Here is a 19,210-nt window from a genome sequence, read left to right as displayed (position 1 = left end):
TGCCGTATGCGGGGGAAGGTTGCAACGGGCGCCTTCTCGTTGGGGAAACCGGCGGCGGCCCGGAACTGGCTCGTTCCCCCGCGGAGGCGGGGGCCCAGGATCTCGGGCGGTATCGTCTGCAATCCTGGGCCTCCGCCTCCGCGGGAGAACAAGAAGGGCCGCGAGCTAGAAGGGTGTTGCGCCGCCTGCGCGCCCGGTGCTAGCCGCAGGGCATGTCCGTAGATACTGCAACCGTGAAGCGGATCGCGAGCCTTGCGCGCATCGCGATCACCGACGAGGACGCCGCCCGCATGGCGCCGGAACTCGGAAACATCCTTGGCTGGATCGAGATGCTCGAAGAGGTCGACACGACCGGTATCGAGCCGATGACCGCCGTCATCCCCAACACGCTGCGGCTGCGCGACGACGTCGTCAACGCCGACCCGCTGACCGGCGGCGGCATCCGCGAGCAGGTCTTGGCCAATGCCCCGGTGGCAGAGCATGGCTTCTTCGCCGTGCCGAAGGTGATCGAATAATGACCGACCTCACAGATCTCGGGATCGCAGGGATCCGCGACGGCGTTCGCGATGGTTCCTTCAAGGCGCGCGAAGTCGCCGACGCGTTCATCGTAAAGGTGAGCCAGGCCAAGGCGTTGAACGCGTTTCTTGTCGAGACGCCAGACCACGCGATCGCCGCCGCCACCGCTGCCGATACCGCGCGCGAGGCGGGCGAGACGCTGAAGCCGCTCGCCGGGGTGCCGATCGGCATGAAGGACCTGTTCTGCACCAAGGGCGTCACGACGACCGCGGCGAGCCACATCCTCGAAGGCTTCACGCCGACCTACGAATCGACCGTCTCGCAGAATTTGTGGGATGCGGGCGCGGGGATGCTCGGCAAGCTGAACATGGACCAGTTCGCGATGGGCTCGTCGAACGAGACCTCCGCATTCGGCAACGTGATCTCGCCGTGGAAGCGCAACGACGGCGGTAACGCCTCGCTGGCGCCGGGCGGCTCGTCGGGCGGTTCGTCGTCGGCGGTCGCCGCACGGCTCTGCCCCGGCGCGACCGGCACCGACACCGGCGGCTCGATCCGCCAGCCCGCCGCCTTCACCGGCATCAGCGGCATCAAGCCGACCTATGGCCGTTGCTCGCGCTGGGGGACGATCGCATTCGCGTCGTCGCTCGACCAGGCCGGGCCGATGGCGCGCGACGTCAAGGACTGCGCGATCCTGCTCGAGGCGATGGCCGGGTTCGACGCCAAGGACGGCACCTCGTTGCAGCTCGACGTTCCCAAATGGGAAGCGGGTTTGTCCGGCAATCTAAACGGCCTGCGCGTCGGAATTCCCAAGGAATATCGCGTCGACGGAATGCCCGAGGAGATCGAGGCGCTCTGGCAGCAGGGTATCGACTGGCTGAAGGATGCCGGCGCGACGATCGTCGAGGTCTCGCTCCCGCACACCAAATACGCGCTGCCCGCCTATTACATCATCGCCCCCGCCGAAGCCTCGTCGAACCTCGCACGCTATGACGGCGTCCGCTACGGCATCCGCGACCTGCCGACCGGCGCCGGCCTGCAGGACATGTACGCCGCGACGCGTGCGGATGGCTTCGGCCCCGAGGTGAAGCGCCGCATCATGATCGGCACATACGTGCTGTCGGCCGGATTCTACGACGCGTATTACACGCAGGCGCAGAAGGTCCGAACGCTGATCGCGCGCGATTTCGAGCGGGCGTGGGAAACATGCGACGTCCTGCTGACGCCGACCGCACCTTCGGCCGCGTTCGCGCTCGGCGAGAAGTCGGCCGATCCGATCGCGATGTACCTGAACGACGTCTTCACCGTGCCGTCGTCGCTGGCTGGCTTGCCGGCGATGTCGGTGCCGGGTGGTCTCGACAAGCAGGGTCTGCCGCTCGGACTGCATATCATCGGCAAGCCGCTCGACGAGCAAGGCGTGCTGAACGCAGGGCTTGCGATCGAACAGCGGGCAGGATTCACCGCGCGACCAGAGGCTTGGTGGTAACATGAGCGATTACAGAATCCAGGGCGAAACCGGCGAGTGGGAGGTCGTGGTCGGCCTCGAAGTGCACGCGCAGGTGACGTCGAACGCCAAGCTCTTCTCGGGCGCGGCGACCGCGTTCGGCGCTGAGCCCAACACGCAGGTGAGCCTCGTCGATGCGGCGATGCCGGGCATGCTGCCGGTGCCGAACCGCGAGTGCATCCGCCAGGCGGTCCGCACCGGTATGGCGATCGAGGCGCAGATCAACAAATGGTCGCGGTTCGATCGTAAGAATTATTTCTACGCCGATCTGCCGCAGGGTTACCAGATCAGCCAGCTCTATCATCCGATCGTCGGTGAGGGCGCGATCGACATCAGCCTCGACGAGAAGAACCCCGATGCCGCGGGCAAGCGGATCGGCGTCGAGCGCATCCATGTCGAGCAGGATGCGGGCAAGCTGATGCACGACCAGCATCCGACCCAGTCGTACGTCGATCTCAACCGGTCGGGCGTCGCGCTGATGGAGATCGTGTCGAAGCCCGATCTGGCATCGCCAGCGGAAACAGGGGCTTACCTGCGGAAGTTGCGATCGATCCTGCGCTATGTCGGCTCGTGCGACGGCAATATGGAAGAGGGCTCGATGCGCGCCGACGTCAACGTCAGTGTGCGCAAGCCCGGCGACGAGCTGGGCACGCGGACCGAGACGAAGAACGTCAATTCGGTGCGCTTCGTGATGGCGGTGGTCGAACAGGAGGCCAAGCGTCAGGTCGAGGTGCTCGAAGCCGGCGGCAAGATCCAGCAGGAAACGCGGCTCTACGATCCCGATCGCAACGAGACGCGCTCGATGCGATCGAAGGAAGACGCGCATGATTACCGCTACTTCCCCGATCCCGATCTGTTGCCGCTGGTGCTCGACGACGCGTTCCTGGCCGAGTGCCGGGCGTCGCTGCCCGAGCTGCCGGATGCGAAGCGGGCTCGGTACGAGGCGCTCGGGATCACCGCGTATCAGGCGACGGTGCTGACCGCCGAAGTCGAGGCGGCGCGGTGGTTCGATTCGTTGCTCGATGCAGGTGCGAAGCCGGCGGCGGCGGCCAACTGGACGACGTCGGAGCTGTTCGGCGCGCTGAACCGGACCGGCAAGGACATCGGGAACTCGCCGGTGTCGCCTGCCCAGGCGGCGGAGTTGCTGGGGCTGATCGCGGACGGCACGCTGTCGGGGAGCCTCGCGAAGCAGGTGTTCGAGGTGATGCTCGAGACCGGCGACGGCGCGGCGAAGGTGGTTGAGGATCGCGGGTTGAAGCAGACCAGCGATACCGGGGCGATCGAGGCTGTGATCGCCGAGGTTATGGCGGCGAATGCGGACAAGGTTGCGGATTATCGCGGTGGCAAGGACAAGCTGTTCGGGTTCTTCGTTGGCCAGACGATGAAGGCTATGGGGGGAAGGCCAACCCTGCCGTTGTTAACGAGGTGTTGAAGACGGCGCTTGGGGAGTCGGTGGCTTCGTAAGCTGACGACTTCCTTGCTCTCTCCCGCACCCGCCGGTCTCCCAGCTTTGTCCGTTCTCCCGCGAAGGCGGGAGTCCAGGGTAACGAGGCGCAGCGCTGCTAGATTCCTGGGCCCCCGCGTTCGCGAGGGAACGGGAGAAGGGGCATCTCTCCCAATCGCCACCACCCCGGCGAAGGCCGGGGCCCAATTGGGGGACGTTGCTAACGGAGGGCAGCGCTTCGTTACTGCCGACGTTCCAATTGGGCCCCGGCCTTCGCCGGGGTGGTAGTTGGGTGAGGTGGGTCGGGTTGAAAGCGCGGGCGATGGCAGCGCGGAGGTCGTGTTACGCGTCCACCTTCTGCGGATGATGCGGCACGAGGATCAGCGTATTCTCCTCCACCCGCCACGACGCCAGCCGCGACAGGAAGTTCATCCCCAGCACGTTCGTCTCGCCGAACGCCGGCGACACCACCACCTGCAAGTCCCGCGCGACGATCGCGCCGAGACGCAAGTTCGCGATCGTCCCCGTCTTCGCCGCTATCGAGCCATTGGCGGTCTGCAACACGATCGGCACCACCCCGACCCGCGCCTCGATCCCCGCCGCCTCTGCCGTCTTCTCCGAAATCGCGGTGATCGTCGCGCCGCTGTCGATCAGCAACCGCTGGCTCACCCCGTCGATCGTCGCGCGCGCCCAGAAATGGCCGTCCGGCGACATCCGGATACGAACCTCGCCGCCGACCACCTGCTGGTCCTCGATCTTCAGGAACCGGGCGATCTTGCCGACATACGGGTCGAACTGGCGCCGCTGGTCGACCGCGACGAACAGCAAGCCGACCAGCACGAGCGTGATGCCGATATTGACCAGCGTCCGCACGATCGGAATGCGCTGTGCGACGACAAACACGACGACGATGATGCCGAGGGCAACATAGAGCGCGGACGACGGGCTGGGGTTGGGCAGCGTGAAGATCGACGGGTCCTGAAGCAGAGGTGAATGCAGCATCTTAGCGTAGTTGCAGCAACCTGTATCGAGGCTGACCGGCGCGTGGGCGAACGGCGCTCGTGAAAGGGACCGATCCGAAACCGGCCGGATTGCCGTTCCTCGGGATTGCGCACGCCCTTCAGACTCGCTTCACTGAGCCCCGGGGGCGGCAGATGGCGATCAGATGGACAATCACGGTCGCGATCCAGATGCTCGCCTTCGCTCAGCCGCCGGCCGCCCAAAGCCAGTCCAGCGATGCGCAGCGTCTCGCCGCCATGACGCCGTCGCAGTTCCTGGCGCGCACGACACTGCACGACGACGATCTGGACACCTTTGCGACGATCACGACCGTGAACGGATTCGTCGCGCGAAGGCCACTGCTGGGAATAGTGTCCGATGACGTCTTTCTCCGCGCGTTCATCGACAAGCGCTCGGGCCGGACCGCGTATCAGGTCTACGCCACGGTGCGGTATCGCGATTATGGCTGGGCGGACTGGCAAGCGGCGAATTACGCAACGCCGACCGGGCCACGATCGATCGCCACGCAGAGGATTGCGCGTGTCCGGGCATCGTGCGCGAGGGGCCTTGCCTGTGCCCGGTCGGAAACTGTCGGATTTACGATTGGGGAGGCGCTGCTCAAGATCAATGCAGCGCTCTATGCGACCGATCAGAGTACGGCGTGGCGCTTCAAAATCATGGCGCGCAGTGGTGCCGAGCGTCCCTTGCTGCTCACCGCAGCGGAAATATCGGGTCTGCTGATGGCGGTCGACGCTTATCGCACCGACCGCCATCTGCCGAAGTTCTGACGCTTACTGCGCGTCGCCGTCCTGGTTCTTGGTCACGCCACCGGTGCCGCCGACGCCGTCCGGCAGGCCGCTATCGGTGAACGTCTCGGGCTCGTCGCCACCTTCGCCGCGCTCGACCGCGTCGGAGCGCGATTCGACCGCCTGCTCGATGTCGCTCCGCGTGTCCTCGTCACGGTCTTCGGGCAGCGTCTCGGGGTTCGTACCGGAATGCGGATCGGCCATGCTCAAAACTCCGGCTGCACTGGCGCGGGATCGGTCGAGGGCGCGCCCGGATCGGGATAATCGACGTCCGGCGCGGGTGGGTTGAACTCGGGTGGCGGCGTGGTCGGCTGCGCCGGCTGGCTCGGGGTGGGGAATTCTGCGGGGGTTGGGTAGCCATGATGCTCTCTCCTTCAGCCGCATCAACGCGTGCAGTCGCCCCGGGTTTCCTGCCCGAGTTTCCTGCCCGAGTTTCCTGGTAGTTGCCTTGCGTGCTTGCCCCGACGTGCAACGTTGGTATAGACGCGCCCGCTACGGCGATGTCCTGTGCGGGCGTGGCGGAACTGGTAGACGCAGCAGGTTTAGGTCCTGCCATCGCAAGATGTGGGGGTTCGAGTCCCTTCGCCCGCACCACTCCGCCGCTCGGGCGGGGCGACAGCCAACACGAATTTATCCCGAATGCTCTTTTAGACAAAGGCCGGACATGCAGACTGTCGAGACGTTGAACGAGGGCCTCAAGCGCGCCTACACGCTCACCATCACCGCGAAGGATATCGATGCCAAGGTCGATGTCGAGCTGAAGCGCCTCGCGCCGCAGATGAAGATGCCGGGCTTCCGTCCGGGCAAGGTGCCAGCGAACCTCATCCGCAAGATGCATGGCCCCGCGCTGACTCAGGACGCGGTCAACGCCGCGATCCAGGAGGGCGTCCAGACGCTCGTCGCCGAGAAGCAGCTTCGCCCGGCGATGCAGCCTTCGGTCGAGCTCGAGGACGGCTATGACATCGGCAAGGACGCCGTGGTCAAGGTCGAGATGGAGGTCCTCCCGCACGTTCCCGCGCCCGCGATCGACGGCATCAAGCTCGAGCGCCTGACCGTGCCCGTCGCCGACGAGGCGGTCACCGAGCAGCTCCAGAAGTTCGCCGACCAGCAGAAGAAGTGGGACGACGCGGCTGACGATTACGTTGCCAAGATGGGCGATCTCGTCACCGTCGATTTCGTTGGCAAGACCGCCGACGGCGTCGCGTTCGAGGGCGGCACCGGCACCGACATGGGCGTCGAGCTCGGCGCGGGTCGTCTGATCCCGGGCTTCGAGGATCAGCTCGTCGGCGTGAAGACCGGCGACGACAAGGTCCTCAACGTGACCTTCCCCGAGGAGTATCAGGAGAAGTCGCTCGCAGGCCAGCCGGCGACGTTCGACATCACCGTCAAGTCGGTGAAGACCGCGGGCGAGAGCAAGATCGACGAGGATCTGGCCAAGTCGCTCGGTCTCGAGAGCCTTGAGCAGCTCACGGGGCTGTTGAAGGGTCAGATCGAGCAGGAGCATAATGGTCTCACGCGCACGCACATGAAGCGCAAGCTGCTCGATCAGCTCGCCGAGGGTCATGACTTCGAAGTGCCGCCGTCGATGGTCGAGGCCGAGTTCAACCAGATCTGGTCGCAGCTCCAGCACGAAGCCACGCACGAGGCCGATCCCGAGGCTGCAATGGCCGAGATGGAAGGCGAGCGCGACGATTACCGCAAGATCGCCGAGCGTCGCGTGCGTCTGGGCCTGCTCCTGTCCGAAATCGGTCAGGCGAACGGCGTCGAGGTTTCGAACCAGGAAATGCAGCGTCTGCTCGCACAGGCCGCGCAGCAGTATCCGGCCGAGCAGCGCCAGCAGTTTATGCAGTATATCCAGCAGGAGCCGATGGCGGCCGCCCAGCTGCGTGCGCCGCTGTACGAGGACAAGGTCGTCGACTTCCTGTTCGAGAAGGCCGAGATCACCGACCGCGAAGCGACGCGCGAGGAGCTTGAGGCCGCGATCGAGAGCGAGGACGGTTTCGCGAGCGGCACGCACACGCATGATCACGACAATCACAAGCCGAAGAAGAAGGCTGTTGCCAAGAAGGCCAAGCCAGCTTCGGACGACGCCGTGACGGAAGAGGCGCCTGCCTCGGACGCTGCGGACGAGGCCAAGCCTGCGAAGAAGGCAGCTGCAAAGAAGAAGGCGGCTCCCGTCGAAGCAGAGACGGCCGTGACGGAATCGTCGCCGGTTGCTGCTGAGAACGCAGAGGGCACCGAAGCTGCCGACGCACCGGCGAAGAAGCCGGCCGCCAAGAAGCCCGCTGCCAAGAAGGCGGCGACCAAGACCGAGGCGTAACACGTCTTCGAGCGCCTCATGACTGAGGCGCTCGACCCTTTATCGGGTCACTTCCCCGGCGGAGTCCGGGGCCCAGTTGGAAAGGTAGCTGTAACGGCGCGCAAAGCTCCGTTATGGATCTTCCCCAACTGGGCCCCGGCCTCCGCCGGGGAAGTGCGTTTTGGGATGATGCGTTGACTGACGTTTCGACCGCTGCTCGATCTCCGATGTCGTCTTTCAACTCCGTAGGGCAGGGCATGACCGAACCTCGAATCGCCGTCCTCCTCCCGTGCTACAACGAGGAAGCCGCGATCGCGCAGACGATCGCCGGGTTCCGCGACGCGCTGCCGGGTGCCACCATCTACGTCTACGACAACAACAGCGCCGACCGCACGATCGAGGTCGCGCGTGCCGCCGGCGCCGTCGTCCGAACCGAGCGCATCCAGGGCAAGGGCGCCGTCGTCCGCCGCATGTTCGCCGACATCGACGCCGACATCTACGTGATGGCCGATGGCGACGCGACCTACGACGCGGCTTCCGCCCCGAATCTGGTCGCTCGCGTCCTCGACGAGCAGCTCGACATGGTCGTCGGCTCGCGCATCAGCCAGGTCCAGGAAAGCTACCGCCGCGGGCATCGGTTCGGCAACGCGCTGCTCACCGGTATGCTTGCCCGCCTGTTTGGCCGCAGCTTCACCGACATCCTCTCAGGCTACCGCGTCTTCTCTCGCCGGTTCGTGAAGAGCTTCCCGTCGCTGTCCGCCGGGTTCGAGATCGAGACCGAGATCAGCGTCCACGCGCTCGAACTCAAGATGCCGATCGGCGAGGTCGAGACGCCCTATTACGCGCGCCCCGAAGGCTCCGAATCGAAGCTCAGCACCTACGGCGACGGCTGGCGCATCCTCCGCACGATCATGACGCTCTACCGGATCGAGCGCCCGCTCTGGTTCTTCGGCGCGATCGGCAGCGTGTTCGGCCTGCTCGCGTTGATCCTCGGCATCCCGCTGGTGCTGACGTATATCGAGATCCACCAGGTCCCGCGCTTCCCGACCGCGATCCTGATCACCGGGCTCGGCATATTCGCTGCGCTCAACGTCTTCACCGGCCTGATCCTGGACACGGTCGTAAGAGGCCGCCGCGAAGTCCGTCGCCTCGCTTACCTCGCGTACCCCGCCCCAGGCATCTGACTCCCTCGCCCCTTCGGGGAGAGGGAAGGAGGAGCCGCTTTGGCGACGGGAGGGTGAGGGGCGGTTGGCGGATCCCAACTTCCCCTCACCCTCCCACCCGCAAGCGCGGGCGGGCCCCTCCCTCTCCCCGGAGGGGCGAGGGGAAGCAGTCCCCGCGCCGAGCGGCAGGCAGGGCTTGAACTCCCCTCTCGGACCGCCGATGTTAGCGGTTCACTGGGGCATAAGAGAGATTTCCATGCACAATCCGTTCGAGACCGGCGATTTCGCGAGCCCGTTGGCCAGCGCCGGGCTCGGCCTGCAGCAGACGCAAGCAGGCCTGGTTCCCATCGTCATCGAGCAGTCGAACCGCGGCGAGCGCTCGTTCGACATCTTCTCGCGCCTGCTTCGCGAGCGTATCATCTTCGTGACCGGTGGCGTCGAGGACGGCATGGCCTCGCTGATCACCGCACAGTTGCTCTTCCTCGAGTCCGAGAACCCGAAGAAGGACATCTTCATGTACATCAACTCGCCGGGCGGCGTCGTCACGGCAGGCATGGCGATCCACGATACGATGCGGTACATCCGTCCGCGCGTCGGCACCGTCTGCATCGGCCAGGCCGCGTCGATGGGCAGCTTCCTGCTCGCGAGCGGCGAGCCCGGCATGCGCGTAGCGATGACCAACGCGCGCATCATGATCCATCAGCCATCGGGTGGTGCACAGGGCATGGCCAGCGACATCGAGATCCAGGCACGCGAGATCCTGCGCATCCGCAAGCGGATGAACGAGCTGTATTCGCAGTATACCGGCCAGCCGATCGAAGAGATCGAGCGCCGGATGGACCGCGATACCTTCCTCGAAGCGAACGAGGCGAAGGATTTCGGTCTGATCGACGAGGTGTTCGACAAGCGTCCGGCGGTATCCGAGGATGCGCCGAAACCCGCCTGATCGCCGTCCGACCGACACGGGCATGGGGTGAATCGTAAACCCCGCCGGTTTATTTGATTGTAGGAACTCCGGGGTGCGTTACGGTAGCGGCCCCGGAAACGGCACGTGCACCGACATGCGCGAGAGGTGATTGAATGACGAAGCTGAGCGGTGGCGACTCGAAGAGCACCCTCTATTGCTCGTTCTGCGGGAAGTCGCAGCACGAGGTCCGCAAGTTGATCGCCGGGCCGACGGTCTTCATCTGCGACGAGTGCGTCGAGCTATGCAACGACATCATCCGTGAGGAGACGAAGTCGGCGTTGGTGTCCAAGAAGGACGGCGGCGTGCCGACTCCGCAGGAGATCTGCGACGTCCTCGACGATTACGTGATCGGCCAGAAGCGCGCCAAGCGCGTGCTGTCGGTGGCGGTGCACAATCACTACAAGCGGCTCAACCACGGCGCCAAGGGTGCCGATGTGGAGCTGTCCAAGTCGAACATCCTGCTGGTCGGGCCGACCGGTTGCGGCAAGACGCTGCTCGCGCAGACGCTCGCGCGCATCCTCGACGTGCCGTTCACGATGGCCGATGCGACGACGTTGACCGAAGCGGGTTACGTCGGCGAGGATGTCGAGAACATCATCCTCAAGCTACTCCAGGCGTCGGACTACAACGTCGAGCGGGCACAACGCGGGATCGTCTATATCGACGAGATCGACAAGATTTCGCGCAAGGCCGAGAACCCCTCGATCACGCGCGACGTGTCGGGCGAAGGCGTGCAGCAGGCGTTGCTCAAGCTGATGGAAGGCACGACGGCGTCGGTTCCTCCACAGGGTGGGCGGAAACATCCGCAGCAGGAATTCCTGCAGGTGGATACGACCAACATCCTGTTCATCTGCGGCGGTGCGTTCTCGGGTCTCGAGAAGATCATCGGTGATCGCCTCCAGGGCAAGTCGATCGGTTTCGGCGCGTATGTCGCCGGGCCGGACGAGCGCAAGACGGGCGAGACGCTGAAGTCTGTCGAGCCTGAGGATCTGTTGAAGTTCGGGCTTATCCCTGAGTTCGTCGGCCGTCTGCCGGTGATCGCGACGCTCGAGGATCTCGATGTCGACGCGCTGGTGAAGATCCTCAAGGAGCCGAAGAACGCGCTGGTCAAGCAGTACCAGAAGCTGTTCGAGATGGAGGACGTCGCGCTCGGCTTCACCGACGACGCGCTGGTCTCGGTCGCCAAGAAGGGCATCGAACGCAAGACCGGCGCGCGCGGGCTTCGCTCGATCCTGGAGAGCATACTGCTCGACACGATGTTCGACCTGCCCGGCATGGACGGCGTCGACGAGGTGATGATCGACAAGGACGTGATCGAAGGCCGCAAGGAACCTATTCGGGTGTATGCCGAGAAGAAGAAAACTGGCGACGCTGCTTAAGCGCTGATTGGTTGGGAATACGGGAGAGGGCGTCGAGCGATCGGCGCCCTTTTTCGTTCTGGGGCAAACGCGCCTGAATACCTTCGTCCGTCATCCTGACGAAGTCAGGATCCAGAGCAACTAAGGCTAGCGCTAGTTACCCTGGATCCTGACTTCGTCAGGATGACGGGAGGGGCGTACCACCAAACCGTGTCGCCTTGTCTCACCCGTCGCCTCAAGGAAAGTAAGCACAGAACTACGAGGTCAACAGCCTAACCCGCTCGAAATCCTTAGGACGCCCGAACATGCTGAGGATCGCGGCTAATTCCGCCCGGTCAGGCACGTAAACGACGCGTCGGTCCAACGAGACAGATACGCGCGTTCGCGGCAGCACCTCCGTCCAACCCGCGCTCGTCGTAACATGAAACCCCGCCATGATCTCGACGACCAAAGGCGGTGTCTCCCACCGCCCGAACAGCGTCGATCGGAACAACGAACTCGCGCGATCCTTGGTGGGCACGACCCCGAGCCCGTCCATCGCCCTTCGAGCATCGCCTACGCTCATGAGCACATCGACGTCGCCTACCTCGATCGGTGCCACCCCGTGAAGCGCCACCGCCGCGCTGGAAATGACCCACCACGGGTCTCGAGCATCCCGCATCACATCGACGGTCATGACAAGCGTTTCGCGGAGATCGGCGGCCAGCATCGCCGCAACCTACCCGATCCTGACCGCCCCGCAATCGCCCCGACTCGGACCCTTATCGGCCCTCGCGCATTCGTTATCCAAGTGGAACGAGGGAGCATGCATGACGATCGAAGTGGCCGACCGACCGAACGAACACGTGGTGGAGACGATGCCGGACCGTCTGGCGCTGCCGATCTGGACGCTGATCGCGCCGGGCCTGGGACTGCTCGCCGTCCTCGTCGGCCTCGCCAAGATGGGTACGCTCGGCACCGCCGCCGCCGTGATCGTGCTGATCGGCAGCGTGCTCGCCGCGGTCCACCACGCCGAAGTGATCGCGCACAAGGTCGGCGAACCGTTCGGGACGCTCGTCCTCGCGATCGCGGTCACCGTGATCGAGGTGTCGCTGATCGTCTCGCTGATGCTATCGAACGCCGGCGATGCGACTACGCTCGCGCGCGATACGGTGTTCGCGGCGATCATGATCATCCTCAACTTCATCATCGGCATCTGCCTGCTCGCGGGGGCGGTGCGGCATCACGAGCAGCGGTTTACGCTGAAGGGTATGACCGCGGCGCTTGGCGTGCTTGCTGCGATGGCGGTGCTGTCGCTGATCCTGCCGAACTATACCTCGTCGACGCAGGGCCCGACCTACGCGTCGTCGCAGTTGATCTTCGTCGCGGTCGTGTCGCTGATCCTCTACGGCACGTTCGTGCTGGTGCAGACGGTGCGCCACCGCGATTATTTCCTGCCGTCGACCGACGACAAGGACGATCACGCTGCGCCGCCATCGGGTCGCGCTACGGGCATCGCCTTCGCCGCGCTGCTCGTGGCGCTGGTGTCGGTGGTGCTGCTCGCGAAGACGCTGTCGCCGACGATCGAGGCCGCGGTGCTCGGTGCCGGCCTGCCGCTGACCGTGGTCGGCGTCGTGATCGCCGCGCTGGTGCTCGCGCCCGAGAGCCTGGCTGCCTACAAGTCGGCGCGGCGCAACCGGCTGCAGACCAGCCTCAACCTCGCGCTCGGCTCCGCGCTGGCGACGATCGGGCTGACGATCCCCAGCGTAGCGATCGTGTCGCTGGTGCTCGACCTCCCGATAGCGCTCGGCATCGACGCGAAGAGCATGACGTTGCTGGCGCTGTCGTTGTTCGTGGCGACGCTGTCGCTCGGCACCGGGCGGACCACGGTGTTGCAGGGTGTCGTCCACCTCGTGATCTTCGCCGCCTACCTCTTCACGACGGTCGTGCCATGACCATCATGCGCATCGATTCGATCGACCATTTCGTCCTGACGGTGCTCGACATCGATACCACGGTCGCGTTCTACCGGCGGGTTCTCGGTATGGAGGCGGAGGAGATGGCGTCGGGGCGATGGGCGTTGCGGATCGGCCGGCAGAAGATCAATCTCCAGCAACTGCACCTGAGCGTCGATCCGAACACCCGCCACCCGACGCGCGGTGCCGGCGATTTCTGCCTGTTGACCGACGTTCCGATCGACGCTGTAGTCGCCCATCTGCAGCGGGAGAAGATACCGATCGTCGCGGGTCCGGTGCAGCGGACCGGGGCCGCCGGGCCGATCCTGTCGGTGTATGTCTACGATCCCGACGAGAATCTGGTCGAGGTCAGCAACCAGATCGCGTGAGCCGTCGGCTCGGCGTCTATCTGTTCACGACGGTGGTGCCGTAAGCTCAGGGACCTTGTGTCGATAGGTAGGCGATAACGTCGGCGCGGTCCTTCGGATCGGGAAGGCCGGCGAACGCCATCGTCGTGCCGGGCACCATCTTGCGCGGGTTGGTGAGCCAGGCGTCCATGCGCTTGGCATCCCAGTTGCCGCCAAGCGACTTCAACCCGGCAGTGTAGGAGAATCGAGGGCGTCGCTCGCCGATCGGGCCGCCCATAACACCGTAGAGGTTCGGCCCATCGGTATCGCCCGCATATTGCCCGATCGTGTGGCAGGCGGTGCAGCGGCGGAAGACGCGTTCGCCGCTGGCGATCTGGCTGGTCGTGCCGGCGTCGGGGCTCGAACCGCAACCGGCTAGCGCCAGTGCCAGTAGGGGCCACCGCGGCAGGGTCATCGCTTTTGGCGTGCGGCCAAGGCGAGACCGGCGGCGATCTGTACGACGGCGTAGAGGCGACGGCGGCCGGGACGGTCGACGAACGGCTTCACCAGTTTCTCGGTGCCGAGCGCATCGTCCTTCCAGAGATCGACATGGCGGCGTGGCTGGAGGAGGCCGATCAAGCCGTCGCCAACCATGAAGATCGCCGCCATCTCCGCCGCGCGCGATCCCCAAGGTCCGTTCTCCCGCGAAGGCGGGAGTCCAGGGTCACGGGCGGTAAGGCTTGCGACTCCTGGGCCCCCGCCTTCGCGGGGGAACAAGGATGCGTCGCTCATTGTGGTTTAGCCTTCGCAGCTTGCGCAGCCTTCCAGCCGGCAACGTCTTCCAGTGCGATACTCCGGCGGAGGACCAGCGCGTCCGGATCGATCACGACATGCGCGCCGGCCGGGACCGACAGGTTCGCCTTTCCGTCCGTCATCGGCAAAGTCCGTATCTTCCCATCGATCCGCACCTGAACCGGAAGCGGGAAGGGGCCATTACCCGGCACTTTCCACGCTAGCGACAGTGTACTTTCCGTCCGCATCTCGACCAGTTCGGGCAGCGCCGCTTGCCGCAAATACACGTCAAAGAACCAATTATAGTCCTTCCCCGTCACCTTCCGGACGAGCGCCTCATATTCCTTCGTCGACCCGAACCGCGGCGCGAAATTCCCCGGCCTGGGATCCGAGCGCCCGTACACCGCCAGCCGGGTCACATCGAAGAACGCCTTGTCGCCGATCAGCCCGCGCAGCGTGTGGAGCATCCACGATCCCTTGTAGTAGATGTCCTGCCCCGCTCCGCCCTTGTCGAGTTCGTACACCTCCTCCTCGGTGGTGACGCGCTGCTGCGTGATCGGCTTGCGGTTCATGATCGAGGTCCGCTCGCCCTGCATCATCGCCGCATAACGAGCGCGGCCCTCGCGCCACTGGCCGTAGAGCGGCTGCATGTACGTGCCGTACCCCTCGTGCAGCCAGTAATCGTCCCAGTTGGCGGCGGTCAGCTGGTTGCCGAACCACTCATGCGCGAACTCATGCTGGAACAGCCAGTCGAACCCCTCCGGCGCCTTGGCGTAGTCGTTGCCGTACGCGTTGATCGTCTGGTGCTCCATGCCCTTGTGCGGCGTCTCGACCACGCCGAGCTTCTCGTCGCCGAACGGGTAGGGCCCGATCATGCTCTCGAAGAAATCAAGCGTTGGCGCGAACTCGGCGAACAGCTGTTCCGCCTGCGGTTTCTCGCCCGGGAGGTACCAGTAATACATCGGGATGCTGTTGCCGAACCGGCTCTTGTAGGTGCCGCTGATCTCCTCGTACGGGCCGACGTTCAGCGCGATACCGTAGGTGTTGGGATGCTTGGCGCGCCAGTTCCAGGTCGTCCGGCCGTCCGCCAGCGTATCGACGCCGAGCAGCACGCCGTTCGACGGTGCCTTCAGCCCCTTGGGCACGGTGATGTGCAGCGTCACCAGCGCGGGCTCGCCGGTCGGGAAATCAAGGCACGGCCAGAACAGGTCGCAGCCATAGCCCTCCGCGGTCGTCGCGAACCACGTCCGGCCGTCCGGCGTCTTCGACCAGACCATACCGTCATCCCACGGCGCCTTCACCGCGACGTGCGGCGTGCCGCCATAAGTGATCTTCGCGGTGACTTTCCCGCCGGCGGGGACGGATTTGGGGAGCGTGATCGTCAGCCGACCCTCAGGATTGCTCCATGCCGAGGGGGCGAGCTGCACGCCGTCGATCGCGATCGCGCTGACAGGCAGATTGCGGTCGAGGTCGATCGGCAGGCGGGTGAGGGGGCTTTCGCGGTGAAGACCAACGTTGCCACGCCGTTCAAGCTCTCGGTCTCGGGCAGCACCTCGAACGCGAGGTCCGCGCTGTCGAATTGCAGCGCGGTCTGCTCGGGTGTCAGTACGCCGCCGGACCGCTGGGTTTGCGCGGTGATCGCGGGCTCGCCCTTCTTCGGCAGTGGAGTGGCGGCGAGAAGCGCGGTGGCGCTGGCGGCGAACAGGAGACGGGAAATCATGGCCGGCGTTCTCGCGCGGCAGTTAGGGCGACACAAGCCCCCTACGTCATGCCGGGCTCGTTCCGGCATCCACCGTTCCGCACACCCGAGAGACGTGAGGTTGCGGCACCGTGGACCCCGGAACGAGCCCGGGGTGACGGAGCGGGTGAGGCCGATCCGAGCCCCACAAATACCGATCCAACCCCCAACCAATTGATGGACGCTTCATCCTCACCATATAAGCTACAGACTATGCCCCCATGCAGGCACCCACCGGAGCGTTCATGACCCAGTACCCCGTCCTTCCCCTTCGCGACATCGTCGTGTTCCCGCACATGATCGTGCCGCTGTTCGTCGGCCGCGATAAGTCCGTTGCCGCGCTCGAAGCGGCGATGGCGGCGGACAAGGAGATCTATCTCGTCGCGCAGGTCGACCCCGCAGAGGACGATCCCGCGCGCGACGACCTGTATTCGATGGGCGTCACCGCGACCGTGTTGCAGCTGTTGAAGCTCCCCGACGGCACCGTTCGCGTGCTTGTCGAAGGCAAGCAGCGCGCGACGCTGGAGACGCTGGACGAGAGCGGCGATTTCCTGACCGCGACGGTCGAGACGGTCGCCGATGCCGAGGTCGAGGGCGCCGAGGTCACCGCGCTGATGCGCTCGGTGGTCGATCAGTTCGAGAACTACGCCAAGCTCAACCGCAAGCTCGCCTCCGAGACCGCGGTGCAGATGTCGGAGATCGAGGACGCGTCGAAGCTGTCCGATGCGGTCGTCGCCAACATCGCGATCAAGGTTGCCGAGAAGCAGGCGATGCTGATCGAGACCAACCCGTCGAAGCGGCTAGAAATGGCGATGGTCGCGATGGAGGGCGAGCTGGGCGTCCTGCAGGTCGAGAAGAAGATCAAGAGCCGCGTCAAGCGCCAGATGGAGAAAACGCAGCGCGAATATTACCTCAACGAACAGCTGAAGGCGATCCAGCGCGAGCTCGGCAACGAGGGTGATGAAGGCGAAGGCGACGAGATCGCCGAGCTGACGCAGAAGATCGCAACGCTCAAGATGAGCAAGGAAGCACGTGGCAAGGCGACGTCTGAACTCAAAAAGCTCAAGACGATGGCACCGATGAGCGCCGAGGCGACCGTCGTGCGCAATTATCTCGATGTGCTGCTCGGGCTCCCCTGGGGCAAGAAGTCGAAGATCAAGAAGGACATCGCCGCCGCGCAGGTGACGCTGGACGAGGATCATTACGCGCTTGAGAAGGTCAAGGACCGGATCGTCGAGTATCTGGCCGTGCAGGCGCGTACCAACAAGCTCAAGGGGCCGATCCTGTGCCTCGTCGGCCCTCCCGGCGTCGGCAAGACCTCGCTTGGCAAGTCGATCGCCAAGGCGACCGGGCGCGAGTTCATCCGCCAATCGCTCGGCGGCGTGCGTGACGAAGCCGAGATCCGCGGCCATCGCCGGACGTATATAGGCTCGCTGCCGGGCAAGATCGTGACGAACCTGAAAAAGGCTGGCACCTCGAACCCGCTGTTCCTGCTCGACGAGATCGACAAGCTCGGCCAGGATTTCCGTGGCGATCCGGCGTCGGCGCTGCTCGAGGTGCTCGACCCGGAGCAGAACGGCAAGTTCCAGGATCATTACCTGGAGGTCGATATCGACCTGTCGGACGTGATGTTCGTGTGCACGGCAAACTCGCTCAACCTGCCCCAGGCGCTGCTCGACCGCATGGAGATCATCCGTCTGGAGGGCTATACCGAGGACGAGAAGGTCGAGATCGCCGAGCGTCATCTGGTCGAGAAGCAGATCGAGGCGCACGGCCTGAAGCCGGGCGAGTTCACGCTGACGCAGGAAGGGCTCCGGACGCTCATCCAGCAATACACGCGTGAGGCTGGCGTGCGTACGCTCGAGCGCGAGATCGCCAAGCTGTGCCGCAAGGCGCTGCGCCAGATCCTCGAGAACAAGACCACCAGCGTCACGATCACGCCCGAGAATATCGGCGAATATGCCGGTGTGCAGAAGTATCGCCATGGGCTCGGCGAGACCGAGAACCAGATCGGTGCGGTCACCGGGCTGGCCTGGACCGAGGTCGGTGGCGAGCTGCTGACGATCGAGAGCGTGACGGTCGCTGGCAAGGGCCAGGCCAAGCTCACCGGCAAGCTCGGCGACGTGATGAAGGAGTCGATCGAGACCGCGTTCAGCTTCGTCAAGGCGCGCGCACCGAGCTACGGGATCAAGCCGAGCCTGTTCGCGCGAAAGGATATCCATATCCATCTGCCCGAGGGTGCTGTGCCGAAGGACGGTCCGTCGGCGGGCATCGGCATGGTCACGTCGATCGTCTCGACGCTGACCGGCGTGCCGATCCGGCGCGAGGTGGCGATGACCGGCGAGGTGACGCTGCGTGGTCGCGTGCTGCCGATTGGTGGCCTCAAGGAGAAGCTGCTTGCCGCGCTTCGTGGCGGGATCGAGACGGTGCTGATCCCGGCGGAGAATGAGAAGGACCTCGCGGAGATCCCGGCGAACATCAAGGCGGGGCTGAAGATCATCCCCGTTTCGCATGTCGACGAGGTGCTTCGTCTGGCGCTGACCGAGCCGCTCGAAGCGATCGAGTGGACCGATGCGGATGAGTTGGCGGCACTGCCGCCGGCACCGATCGCACCGGTCGGGGTGGCCTTCACCACTGATCCATGTTTGGATCGTACGCGATGATGCGGCGGTTTCGTTTGACAGCAGACGGAGCCGCCGCATTATTGCGCGCTGAGCGCGGTCGCGAGTCCATCGTGGCTGATTCGAGTTTTTCCGGGGGATTATATGAACAAGCAGGAGCTGATCGCGACGGTTGCCGACACGTCCGGGCTGGTTAAGGCCGACGCGGTCAAGGCCGTCGAGGCGGTGTTCGACGCGATTGAGGCATCGTTGAAGAAGGGCGACGAGGTTCGCCTGGTCGGTTTCGGCACGTTCTCGATCTCGAAGCGCAAGGCGTCGACCGGCCGCAATCCCCGCACCGGCGAGCCGATGACGATCAAGGCGTCGACCCAGCCGAAGTTCAAGGCCGGCAAGGGCCTCAAGGACGCGGTCAACTAAGGACGCCTTCGATCCTCCCCCGCCAGGGGGGTGGCAGGCGGTAGCCTAACGGAGGGGGCGGTAAGCGACACCCTTCGTGGCGTGATCCGCCCCATCCGTCGCCTCCGGCGCCACCTCCCCCTGGCGGGGGAGGATCGCAGGGATTGCTCTCGAAAGGGCTGGACAGGCAGGCGTCCCCTGCCTAAAGGCCCGCTTCCGAACGAGTTTCGGGCGCGTAGCTCAGTGGTAGAGCACACCCTTCACACGGGTGGGGTCGCTGGTTCAATCCCAGCCGCGCCCACCAGATTTACGCCGGTTCCTTCGCACGA

The 19,210-nt window shown here is 64.9% G+C and carries 16 protein-coding genes, 2 tRNA genes and 2 pseudogenes; 14 read left to right on the top strand and 6 right to left on the bottom strand.

The genetic code is table 11. The annotated features are described in order from the left end of the window. The first annotated feature begins 212 nt into the window (after window positions 1-212). The 3 genes and pseudogenes from gatC to gatB all read left to right on the top strand — a co-directional run bounded on the left by gatC (window position 213) and on the right by gatB (window position 3,481). Window positions 213-515 (top strand): Asp-tRNA(Asn)/Glu-tRNA(Gln) amidotransferase subunit GatC, encoded by a 303-nt coding sequence (gene gatC, locus QP164_RS10225; RefSeq protein WP_056048145.1) that lies wholly within the window; start codon window positions 213-215, stop codon window positions 513-515. Then, a complete protein-coding gene (gene gatA / locus QP164_RS10220) occupies window positions 515-1,999 on the top strand; it encodes an Asp-tRNA(Asn)/Glu-tRNA(Gln) amidotransferase subunit GatA (RefSeq protein ID WP_333923055.1) in 1,485 nt (494 codons plus the stop codon). The genes gatC and gatA overlap by 1 nt, the downstream gene beginning before the upstream one ends. Window position 2,000: 1 nt before the next feature. Continuing rightward, a pseudogene (gene gatB / locus QP164_RS10215) lies at window positions 2,001-3,481 on the top strand (Asp-tRNA(Asn)/Glu-tRNA(Gln) amidotransferase subunit GatB). Window positions 3,482-3,803: 322 nt separating this feature from the next. On the opposite strand, the gene QP164_RS10210 reads toward gatB, so the two are convergent. After that, complete coding sequence (locus QP164_RS10210; protein WP_333923054.1) at window positions 3,804-4,463, bottom strand: retropepsin-like aspartic protease family protein; 660 nt, start codon at window positions 4,461-4,463, stop codon at window positions 3,804-3,806. A 152-nt stretch (window positions 4,464-4,615) separates the two neighbouring features. Here QP164_RS10210 and QP164_RS10205 point away from each other — a divergent pair, with 152 nt between their 5' ends. Beyond that, the gene (locus QP164_RS10205) at window positions 4,616-5,248 is read left to right on the top strand and encodes a hypothetical protein (protein ID WP_333923053.1); all 633 of its coding nucleotides are present in this window, start codon (window positions 4,616-4,618) and stop codon (window positions 5,246-5,248) included. Window positions 5,249-5,251: 3 nt separating this feature from the next. Here QP164_RS10205 and QP164_RS10200 read toward each other — a convergent pair whose 3' ends face one another. Beyond that, on the bottom strand, window positions 5,252-5,470 hold the full coding sequence (locus QP164_RS10200) for a hypothetical protein (RefSeq protein ID WP_132898094.1): 219 nt from the start codon (window positions 5,468-5,470) through the stop codon (window positions 5,252-5,254). Window positions 5,471-5,775: 305 nt separating this feature from the next. Here QP164_RS10200 and QP164_RS10195 point away from each other — a divergent pair. The 5 genes from QP164_RS10195 (at window position 5,776) to clpX (ending at window position 11,074) form a co-directional block, all read left to right on the top strand. Beyond that, window positions 5,776-5,860, top strand: a tRNA-Leu gene (locus tag QP164_RS10195). Between the two features lie 70 nt (window positions 5,861-5,930). Further along, the gene (gene tig / locus QP164_RS10190) at window positions 5,931-7,586 is read left to right on the top strand and encodes a trigger factor (protein WP_333923052.1); all 1,656 of its coding nucleotides are present in this window, start codon (window positions 5,931-5,933) and stop codon (window positions 7,584-7,586) included. 236 nt (window positions 7,587-7,822) lie between these two features. After that, window positions 7,823-8,749 (top strand): glycosyltransferase family 2 protein, encoded by a 927-nt coding sequence (locus tag QP164_RS10185; protein WP_120299975.1) that lies wholly within the window; start codon window positions 7,823-7,825, stop codon window positions 8,747-8,749. A 235-nt stretch (window positions 8,750-8,984) separates the two neighbouring features. After that, complete coding sequence (locus QP164_RS10180; protein WP_056048165.1) at window positions 8,985-9,674, top strand: ATP-dependent Clp protease proteolytic subunit; 690 nt, start codon at window positions 8,985-8,987, stop codon at window positions 9,672-9,674. Window positions 9,675-9,808: 134 nt separating this feature from the next. Beyond that, the gene (clpX, locus tag QP164_RS10175; RefSeq protein ID WP_056048170.1) at window positions 9,809-11,074 is read left to right on the top strand and encodes an ATP-dependent Clp protease ATP-binding subunit ClpX; all 1,266 of its coding nucleotides are present in this window, start codon (window positions 9,809-9,811) and stop codon (window positions 11,072-11,074) included. A 235-nt stretch (window positions 11,075-11,309) separates the two neighbouring features. Here the strand turns inward: clpX and QP164_RS10170 are convergent, their stop codons facing one another. Beyond that, window positions 11,310-11,762 (bottom strand): hypothetical protein, encoded by a 453-nt coding sequence (locus tag QP164_RS10170; RefSeq protein WP_333923051.1) that lies wholly within the window; start codon window positions 11,760-11,762, stop codon window positions 11,310-11,312. Window positions 11,763-11,862: 100 nt separating this feature from the next. Between QP164_RS10170 and QP164_RS10165 the strand changes: the two genes are divergently transcribed. Both QP164_RS10165 and QP164_RS10160 read left to right on the top strand, forming a co-directional pair. Next, window positions 11,863-12,987 (top strand): calcium:proton antiporter, encoded by a 1,125-nt coding sequence (locus tag QP164_RS10165; protein ID WP_056048176.1) that lies wholly within the window; start codon window positions 11,863-11,865, stop codon window positions 12,985-12,987. Continuing rightward, window positions 12,984-13,376, top strand: coding sequence for a VOC family protein (locus QP164_RS10160; RefSeq protein ID WP_132898090.1), 393 nt, complete (start codon window positions 12,984-12,986; stop codon window positions 13,374-13,376). Before QP164_RS10165 ends, QP164_RS10160 begins: the two co-directional genes overlap by 4 nt. A 46-nt stretch (window positions 13,377-13,422) precedes the next feature. Here the strand turns inward: QP164_RS10160 and QP164_RS10155 are convergent, their stop codons facing one another. From QP164_RS10155 to QP164_RS10145, 3 genes and pseudogenes are all read right to left on the bottom strand, one after another. Then, window positions 13,423-13,809 (bottom strand): c-type cytochrome, encoded by a 387-nt coding sequence (locus QP164_RS10155; protein ID WP_333923050.1) that lies wholly within the window; start codon window positions 13,807-13,809, stop codon window positions 13,423-13,425. Then, window positions 13,806-14,003 carry a hypothetical protein gene (locus QP164_RS10150; RefSeq protein ID WP_056057985.1) on the bottom strand — a complete coding sequence of 66 codons (198 nt, stop codon included), beginning with the start codon at window positions 14,001-14,003 and terminating at the stop codon, window positions 13,806-13,808. The genes QP164_RS10155 and QP164_RS10150 overlap by 4 nt, the downstream gene beginning before the upstream one ends. A 119-nt stretch (window positions 14,004-14,122) precedes the next feature. Further along, a pseudogene (locus QP164_RS10145) lies at window positions 14,123-15,846 on the bottom strand (M1 family metallopeptidase). A 263-nt stretch (window positions 15,847-16,109) separates the two neighbouring features. On the opposite strand from QP164_RS10145, the gene lon reads away from it, so the two are divergent. The 3 genes from lon (at window position 16,110) to QP164_RS10130 (ending at window position 19,185) form a co-directional block, all read left to right on the top strand. Then, the gene (gene lon, locus QP164_RS10140) at window positions 16,110-18,527 is read left to right on the top strand and encodes an endopeptidase La (protein WP_333923049.1); all 2,418 of its coding nucleotides are present in this window, start codon (window positions 16,110-16,112) and stop codon (window positions 18,525-18,527) included. 78 nt (window positions 18,528-18,605) lie between these two features. Continuing rightward, window positions 18,606-18,902 carry an HU family DNA-binding protein gene (locus tag QP164_RS10135; RefSeq protein WP_268795398.1) on the top strand — a complete coding sequence of 99 codons (297 nt, stop codon included), beginning with the start codon at window positions 18,606-18,608 and terminating at the stop codon, window positions 18,900-18,902. Between the two features lie 208 nt (window positions 18,903-19,110). After that, window positions 19,111-19,185: transfer RNA gene (locus QP164_RS10130), tRNA-Val, on the top strand. Window positions 19,186-19,210: the final 25 nt, after the last annotated feature.

The sequence above is a fragment of the Sphingomonas sp. LR59 genome (assembly GCF_036855945.1).
Lineage (GTDB): Bacteria > Pseudomonadota > Alphaproteobacteria > Sphingomonadales > Sphingomonadaceae > Sphingomonas.
Note: the sequence above shows the minus strand (reverse complement) of the source record. Positions and strands in the feature narration are given on the sequence as shown.